General features: G+C 44.4%; 7 protein-coding genes. 3 read left to right on the top strand and 4 right to left on the bottom strand.

Going from position 1 to position 8,313, the window contains the following annotated elements:
* Window positions 1-264: 264 nt before the first annotated feature.
* Together pyk and O9324_RS20890 are read right to left on the bottom strand one after the other, a co-directional pair.
* Window positions 265-2,040: a pyruvate kinase gene (gene pyk / locus O9324_RS20885; protein ID WP_002768751.1), complete on the bottom strand. Its 1,776-nt coding sequence runs from the start codon at window positions 2,038-2,040 to the stop codon at window positions 265-267.
* A 151-nt stretch (window positions 2,041-2,191) separates the two neighbouring features.
* Window positions 2,192-3,886 (bottom strand): iron uptake porin, encoded by a 1,695-nt coding sequence (locus O9324_RS20890; protein ID WP_288141205.1) that lies wholly within the window; start codon window positions 3,884-3,886, stop codon window positions 2,192-2,194.
* Window positions 3,887-4,685: 799 nt separating this feature from the next.
* Between O9324_RS20890 and O9324_RS20895 the strand changes: the two genes are divergently transcribed.
* The 3 genes from O9324_RS20895 to O9324_RS20905 are packed head-to-tail and all read left to right on the top strand — an operon-like array spanning window position 4,686 to window position 6,571.
* Window positions 4,686-5,507 (top strand): Ycf66 family protein, encoded by an 822-nt coding sequence (locus O9324_RS20895; RefSeq protein ID WP_287627892.1) that lies wholly within the window; start codon window positions 4,686-4,688, stop codon window positions 5,505-5,507.
* Window positions 5,508-5,519: 12 nt separating this feature from the next.
* Complete coding sequence (locus O9324_RS20900; protein ID WP_002768738.1) at window positions 5,520-6,056, top strand: TolB family protein; 537 nt, start codon at window positions 5,520-5,522, stop codon at window positions 6,054-6,056.
* Entirely contained in the window at window positions 6,053-6,571 is a 519-nt protein-coding gene (locus tag O9324_RS20905) for a TolB family protein (RefSeq protein ID WP_288141206.1), read from the top strand. Before O9324_RS20900 ends, O9324_RS20905 begins: the two co-directional genes overlap by 4 nt.
* Window positions 6,572-6,688: 117 nt before the next feature.
* Here O9324_RS20905 and O9324_RS20910 read toward each other — a convergent pair whose 3' ends face one another.
* Both O9324_RS20910 and O9324_RS20915 read right to left on the bottom strand, forming a co-directional pair.
* Entirely contained in the window at window positions 6,689-7,786 is a 1,098-nt protein-coding gene (locus O9324_RS20910) for a patatin-like phospholipase family protein (protein ID WP_288141207.1), read from the bottom strand.
* Between the two features lie 313 nt (window positions 7,787-8,099).
* Window positions 8,100-8,313, bottom strand: a 214-nt coding sequence (locus O9324_RS20915; RefSeq protein ID WP_353851730.1) for a hypothetical protein, incomplete at its 5' end; no start/stop codon positions are given.

The raw sequence follows: 8,313 nt of genomic DNA on the forward strand, positions 1-8,313 counted from the left end.
TCATAATAAATTTGGCAGAGGATTAAAGATTAGTTATTGTGACTAACTCTTTTGATTAGAAAAAGATAAACTTGAGAATCTTCGGTCAAATTTATTGACTCAAAATCAGCTGTAATTAATTTAAATGAAACAGCCCTACCCGACATCGGGGGGGCTGGGGTGTAGGGTGTGGGGAGAATAAATAAAACCTGTCTCCTGTCTCCTGTCTCCTGTCTCCTGTCTTGCGTCTCCTGACTCCTGACTCGGAGAATACTGATAACCGACTCAGTTTTTCATAGTTGCGGCGCCATTGCCAATACCAGAATAAATCAAACCCCGTTGAGCATCGAGACTAATGATTACCCCTTCGCGGATAATTTTCGTGGCATCTTTAACCCCGACAATCACAGGAATACCCAATTTTAAACCGATAGTAGCGGCGTGATTGTTCATCGCATTATCTTCGGTGATAATTCCGCCAGCTTTCCGCATCATATCCACATATTCGGCGCTGGTGGTGGGAACGACTAAAATCTCCCCACTACTAAAACTACCCACTTCTCGGGCATTATGGGCCACTCGCGCCCGGCCACTAGCCACACCCTGGCCGATACCCGTACCTTTGCCCAAAAGGGATTTTACCACTTCCACTTTAATTAAATCCGTGGAACCGGCCACCCCTTGCAGAGTTCCCGCCGTCATCACTACTAAATCACCATCTGCGAGGAGGTTATTTTCCTGAGCAAGATTCATCGCCACTTGAAAAGTTTGGCTGGTGGAGGGTAAATCGAGTAATAACATCGGTTTTACACCCCAAACTAGCTGTAACTGCTGTGCCACTTCGCGATGGGGAGTAACGGCTAAAATCGGGGTTTTGGGGCGAAATCGGGAGACATTACGGGCAGTAGAGCCAGTTTTTGTCAGGGTAATAATTGCCGCTGCCCCCAATTGTTCGGCAATTTGACTGACTGCCGAGGAAATAGCGTTAGGAATCGATTGTTTATTGTTAGAGCGAGCGGCACTATTGATCTGTTCCCGTTCGATCCTTTCGGCAATGCGGGCCATGGTTGCCACCGCCTCAATGGGATAATGACCTACAGCCGTTTCATTGGAAAGCATGACCGCATCAGTGCCATCTAAAATCGCATTAGCTACGTCCGAAACCTCGGCGCGGGTAGGCCGGGGATTACTGGCCATACTATCAAGCATTTGAGTGGCGGTGATAATCGGGATGCCTAGCTGATTAGCGGTGTTAATCAGGCGTTTTTGCAGGATTGGCACGTCTTCGGCTGGTAATTCTACTCCTAAATCCCCCCTAGCCACCATCACACCATCACAGAGGGATAAAATTTCCCCCATTTCCTCGATCGCTTCGTGTTTTTCAATTTTAGCGATTACGGGGATAGATTTACCCGCACTGGCGATTAATTCTTTAATTTCGAGGATATCTTGGGGATTACGCACAAAACTAAGGGCGATCCAATCCACATCCCACAACAGTCCGAACATTAAATCTTTTTTGTCCTTATCGGTTAAAGCTTTTACCGACAGATAAACGTTGGGAAAATTTACCCCTTTATTACTGGATAAGACACCCCCAACCACCACGCGACAGGACAGGTCTCCTTTCAGACGATCCACGGCTTCCACCCGCATTTCGACCTTACCATCATCGAGGAGAATTCTCGAACCTTCTGGGACTTCTTGGGCAAGAGAGGGATAGCTAATGGAACTTATTTCCTGATTACATTCCACATCCCTAGAAGTAAGGATAAAATGTTCCCCTGGTTTCAGGGTAATCGACCCACAGGCAAATTTACCTAAACGAATTTTTGGTCCCTGCAGATCCTGAAGGATGCCAATCGGTTGATTGAGTTCAAAGGCTAACTGACGGATCAGGTTAATGCTGTGACGATGGTAATCGTGATCGCCATGGGAAAAGTTTAATCTAAATGTCGTCGCCCCCGCCTTGATCATCTGACGTAATGTTTCCTTATTTTGCGAGGCTGGGCCGATCGTGGCCACAATTTTAGTGCGACGGGGGAAAGACAGAGAGTGCATAGATAAGCAACTAAATAGGCGAAGTAAATATAGCAGCGTTTGGGACGCTCCGATCATCTTCTCATAAATGGTTATATCCAGTGAAAAGTTAAAAGTAAAAAAACGGTGAGATCTACAAATCCCACCGTTTTTTCAAGTCCGTCAACTCAGCTTAGAAACGGAAAGTTGTCCGGAGAACACCAACAAAAATGGTGTCGTTATTACGGTTGTTAGCATTGAAGATCGCATAAGCACCGGGGGTAATCAGAATATTTTTGGTGACTGGGAACTTATACTGAGCTTCTACCATGTAGGAAGTGCCATCTTCCTTGTCGGAACGGGGTACTTGACCACCTCCAAGAGAAAGGGCCGCACCTTCGGCAAAGAGATCGAGAACGGAAAGGTTAAGGTTCCAAGACCAGATGTTAGTGTTATCATCTCCGATCGCATTATTAACACCAGTAGCCGAGGCATTGGCATAACCCCCCCATGCCGCTAGATTTAAGACTCCTGGGATAACTTGGGCACTCGCCTGAAGACCGAAACGGTTAGCAGTAGTACCAACGTTACCAAAGGGACGCTCAGTCAGAGGGCTGCTGACGTTACCGAATAAACCAGAACTCATACTGGCCGCAGTTTGATAACTGTAAACATAGACGAAGTTAATATCGGCAAATTTGATGAAGGAGAAACCAACCTGAGCACCCGCACTGTAGGAACCGTTAAATAAACCGCTACCCGGGTTAGGATTGCTGGCTCCATTAGTCCCACCATCAGCTAGGTAGGTTCCTGTGACTTGGAAAACATCCCCGATATTAAATCTGACCGCCGCACCAACACCAGAAGGACCACGGAAGACGATGTTATTGTAGCGTTGACCGCGAGATAAAGCACCTGTACCGCTATCGGCGAGGAAGGGGTTCGCCGTAATAAAAACGTCATCTAGGTTTAACTGGTTAGCACCAACCCAAACGGTGATTTTACCGAAGGGAGTACCGATGGGAGCGCGGTAGAACAAGTCATCGATGGTGACATCGTTGTCACGACCGTCATCGTATGCTAGACGGGTCATGTTGGTTCTCGTCGGACCGTTTTGGTTGAAAGTGGTGTTAAAGTTACCTGCTTGTAAACGGGTTCTTAACAAATCTTTACCGGTGAAGCTGGTTTCAAAGTTGAGTCGTACCCGGTTATTAAACACTGCTTGGGTCTGATCTTGATTGCTGCCATCAGTAACTGTCCCGTCGGTATTGGTAATGGAAGCTTGACCACCCCAGCTATCGGCGATACTGAAGATTACCTCGCCTCTGAGTTTGGTGGTGGTGGAAAATTGATTGTTTTCCAAGAAAGCAACGCGCTGTTCCAGGTTATCTACTCTAGCCCCTAAAGCCGCTAGTTCGCTTTCAAATTCTTGAACAAGACGTTTTAATTTATCGATATCTTCTCTGAGTACCCCGACTCCATCTTGAATTAAACGTTCCATAACGTTTAAACAAGCGTTTAAACCTGCGGCAAATTCCCAACGAGTGGTGGCGCGATCACCGCGGAAGGTACGGTCGGGATAACCAACGATACAACCGTAACGTTCCACAAGACTTCTTAATGCCTCGTAGGCCCAAGCGGTGGGAGATACGTCCCGCAGTTGGTTAACGCTAGTCACCTGGGACATGGAACCTTGATAGACACTCGTATTAATCTGCTGACTATTTTGGGCACTCTGAATACGATCAAGTTGTTGTTGCGCAGCCGGATCAATTTTAAGTTGAGGTGTCCCCGGCATAGTTTGAGCCACTGCGCTGCCAGCAGCCGCCACGGAAGCCCCTAATACTAAAGGAGTTACCTTTACTAAATTCTTGAATAGTTTTGACATGGGTCAATCCTCACACCTTATTTTATGGATTGAATGGACTATGAATACAAACAGACTATATGTTTAGCCTGAATTATACTGATATTCTATGCTAATTCCCCCTTGGCTGGGTTAAGTTAATTTTATGATATGACAGAAAAATTTCTGTCTGAATGTTATTAAGATTAGGACTTACGCACTTGACAAATTAACCATGATGTGCATCGATGAAAATCTCTCCTTTCAGACTTAGCGATCGCTAAAAAGTGATCAAGAAATCAGGTTAAAATGCCCGAAACCCATTCATCACATTTAGTCAATCCTGTCAATAGGCAAAACCTAAAGATTTTGTTAAAATATCAGCCTTTTCAGTTATCAGTTATCAGTTATCAGTTATCAGTTGACTGATTACTGTTCACTAGACCTCTTGCAAAAATCAAAAATCTGACCTTAGGTGAGGAGTCAGGCTTCGGTCGTGAGATCAGCCGAACGGAGCCAGTAGCTGGTCGTCAGGAGAATTAAGAATGAGCATTAATCAATTAAATGCTCTATTTAGTAATTTTATGCAGTTTTATGCCTATTTTTCTCATTTTCGCACTCTCAAAAATTAATCATGCAAGAACTCTACTGATCACTGATAAAATCTCCGCACTCCCCTAACAGTAGTTGTGTGAACGAGGGTGGTTAATATATTGCTGGACTTTGGGGTTAGAATATAGCTCGATGCCTAGAGTTAAAAACAGCAGGATTGCTTCTGAAAGCTGACGGCTAGAGATAAAGACTCGATTCTTAAATTTAAGCACCGAGAAGGGAGATAAAAATGGTCAATTTTGGGCTGAATTCGGCCAGTATCTTAGGAATTTTTCTGGCAGTGGCCGGAGCCGGGTTATACTTCCTGCGCTCGGTGCGGCCGGAACTTTCCCGCGATCATGATATATTTTTTGCCGCCGTTGGTTTACTGTGCGGTTTAATTCTACTTTTTCAAGGGTGGCGACTGGATCCGATTTTGCAATTCGGACAATTTTTGCTGACTGGGGCAGCGGTGTTTTTTGCCTTCGAGACGGTAAAATTACGGGGTTTAACCACGGAACAGGCCCGCCGCGGCACGTCTTTTGTGGATGAACGTCCTGTGAGTCGGGAATATCGGGCCGAATTGGAACCCCTCGACACCTACGAACCGGAGGAACGTTACGAAGATAATCCCCGTTTACGCGGTTACGATGATCCTCGCTCTTCGCGCACTTCTACTTCTAGTTATCAGGACGAGGAACCCCGCAGCACCCGCACCCGTCGGCCGGCCGATACTAGCACTCGCAAAACCAGTAATCGTCGTCCCCGCAATAGTTCCCCCACTAGCGATCGAGATGTTTATGATCAGCGCCGTAGCGGTGATGATTGGGAAGAAACCAGTTCCCGTCCCCGTCGTCGTCCCGCTAGTGAAGAGACGAGCAGTAAACCGCCCCGCACTAGCCAAAAACGTCGTCCTCGCCCAATAATTGAGGATGATCCGCCATTTAAAGGGGAATACGTCGATTATCAACCGATCGATCCTAGCGATACGAGCGATCGAGACGATTGGGAGAGACCGGATAATAGTGAACGGGAGTCGAGTAATGATCATCCGACTAGGTTTGATTATTAAGGATTAGGTCCAATGACCAAAGCTCCCTTTTTGCCGTTGATCTGCTTGTTTTTAGGGGTTATAGGCGGTTGTAATCTCAATAACCCCGGTTTATCTACAGGAACCCTCAATAGTCGCTATAATGACGAAAAACCTGCCCTGAGCGGTGATGGTCGTTGGCTTGCTTTGCTGTCTAATCGTCGCGGTAGTAATCAGATTCTGCTGTATGATTTGCAGACAAAACAATACCAGACCCTAGGGGGATTATATACTGGTCAAGAAATTACCGATAGCCCTAGTTTAAGCCAAACGGGGCGTTATCTGGCTTATGTGGTGATTATTGAAGGTCGTCCCGTCATCGCTTTATATGATCGCATTACCGATCGTTCTGAGTTATTGAGTCAAAATTATCGCGGTTGGTTGCGAAATCCCCGTCTTAGTCCCGATGGTCGTTATCTTGTCTTTGAATCCGCTCGTCGGGGACAATGGGATGTGGAGGTTCTTGATCGCGGTCCGAATATCGAGTTAGATATTGCCGATGGCAGTCCCGTTGAAAATCCCAAACCGTGAAACGTTATTTTTTTATTAGTCTTGTTGCTGTAATTAGTTTGTTAACTGGATGTGCGGGTTATCCCAGTTTATTGTCTTTTCCTTTCGATCGAGGGGGGAGAAGTTTAAATAGTGCTGCTAGTGAATTAACTCCCTATCTTGCCTCTCGCTATCTCGTTTTTGCCTCCGATCGCAATGGTTCCCAAGCTATCTATCTTTTTGATGCCATCGATCGCCGTTTACTGCCTTTACCCGGCCTAAATTCTCTCGATCAGATCGCTTCTAGTCCTTCCATTAGTGAAGATGGTCGTTATATCGTTTTTACTGCTAGTCGTCAGGGAAAAACGACTATTTATCTGTACGATCGACAAACTGAACAGAGAAGGGAAATTGCTCCCGATCTCCTCGCGGAAGTACGCAATCCGATCATCAGTGCCGATGGTTCTAAAGTGGCTTTTGAAGCGGCAAAAAATGGGCAATGGGATATTATGATTTACGATCTATCTGGACGGGTATTAGTCAATGAAAATCAGTGATCATTAGACCTCTTGTAAAAATCAAAAATTGTTGTTAGGGTTAGGAGTCCGTAGCCAGTAGTCATACTAAATCCTGTTTAAAAAGTATAGGATAGTGGAAAGCTTTTCCAGCAAACCTTATCTTAAACCCATAGCTTTTAGTCGATGTTCTAGAAACTGTTTTCCCTGTTTTTCGCCGTCAGCGATCAGACGCTGGATATTGGCAGGAGAGCGATCGAGTTTACTTTCATAGTTGAGACTATTGGCTAATTCCGCCGACATTTCGATCATAGGAATATGATAATTCTGATCGGGATCTTCTGGGAAAGATTTAGGAATTTTTAATGGTTCTGTTAATCCGATCTCGCTCAAAAATTCCTCTTTAAAGGCTCCTTTGAGAAATAATTGATTGAGAAAGTCAATCTGATCGAGACCTTGAAATAGGGAAACATTGCCTTCTAATTCATTGCGGCGATCGGCAATATCATCGGATTGCACGGGGATCTTATCTCTGGAGGTGGGATTAATTTTAATTACCCAAATTTCATCGGGAATATTTTCGACTCCAACAAATTCACGGCGAATTAAAGAACGGATGGGGGGATTATCAGAAAATAGTCCATCCCAGTAGGCCATAGTTTCAATGGTGACAGCAGGAAAAATGTTAGGAACACAAGCAGAAGCTAGGATATGTTCAATTTTAACTGCTTCCTGGCGCGAGTTAAATTTACTTAATTTTCCTGTCAGGATATTACAGGCCCCCATTAATAAAATTGGTGGTTCTGGTTTAGCTCCCCAAGTGGCTAATTCCGAGAAATCAATATGCGCTCTTAGTAACTGATCAAAGTTGGTAAAGCGACTGCGTAAACCATAGGTAGCTATAGAAAATAAGGTTTTAGTAATCGGAGAGGAAGGACTGAGATTATACTGGGGAATTAATCCTTTGCTGGCTAATTCTAGAGCTTTAATAGCTGAGTCATTAAATAGTTGTTCTTGGGGAGTTCGAGCGCTATTATCTTCCCAAAAATCAATCATTCTTTTCCAAACGACGCTATCACCTTTTTTGAGAGCATACCAGGTGAAAAAGGCACAGATAGCACCCCCAGAAGTACCACTGAGACTGACAATATTAAAGTAATCTTGCACTTTATTGTCAAATAATGCTTTCAAGGCACCGGCAGTAAAAGCAGTTTGACTGCCACCCCCCTGACAAGCGATCGCGATTTTGGCTTTCATAAATATCCTTGTCTCCTGAATGGCTTCTATCTAAGTCCTAAGTAGGGAGGCACAATTATTTGTAGGATGGTTTAGCGGTAGCGTAAACTATGCGGGCGTTGGGTTTCATGCTTCAACCCAACCTACGTTCATCTTATATTTAATTCCACCCACCTACTTAGGGCTTTAATTTAAGGTTAATTGAAAACTTAGAATCGGATGCAAAAATATAGAAAATTTTCTGATTTTCATAGAGCGGCTCGGGAGATGTTGCTATCACTTCTAGAAAAGAACAGGGTTTCAAGGGAATTTTCTAGGTAATTAGCTGAAGCCATCAGCCTTCAGCTAGAGCAAGGCGATAATAACTAGAAAAATGGCTAATTAATCGGATAAATAAAAGCTGATGGCTGATAACTGATAACTGATAACTGATAACTGATAACTGATAACTGATAACTGATAACTGATAACTGATAACTGATAACTGATAACTGATAACTGATAACTGATAACTGATAACTGATAACTGATAACTGATAACTGATAAC

The organism is Microcystis sp. LE19-84.1B (assembly GCF_027531875.1).
GTDB classification, from domain to species: domain Bacteria; phylum Cyanobacteriota; class Cyanobacteriia; order Cyanobacteriales; family Microcystaceae; genus Microcystis; species Microcystis panniformis.

Coding starts and splice junctions, on each gene's coding strand:
- pyk (WP_002768751.1), bottom strand. CDS start 2,040: ATGCACTCTCTGTCTTTCCCCCGTCGCACTAAAATTGTGGCCACGATC.
- O9324_RS20890 (WP_288141205.1), bottom strand. CDS start 3,886: ATGTCAAAACTATTCAAGAATTTAGTAAAGGTAACTCCTTTAGTATTA.
- O9324_RS20895 (WP_287627892.1), top strand. CDS start 4,686: ATGGTCAATTTTGGGCTGAATTCGGCCAGTATCTTAGGAATTTTTCTG.
- O9324_RS20900 (WP_002768738.1), top strand. CDS start 5,520: ATGACCAAAGCTCCCTTTTTGCCGTTGATCTGCTTGTTTTTAGGGGTT.
- O9324_RS20910 (WP_288141207.1), bottom strand. CDS start 7,786: ATGAAAGCCAAAATCGCGATCGCTTGTCAGGGGGGTGGCAGTCAAACT.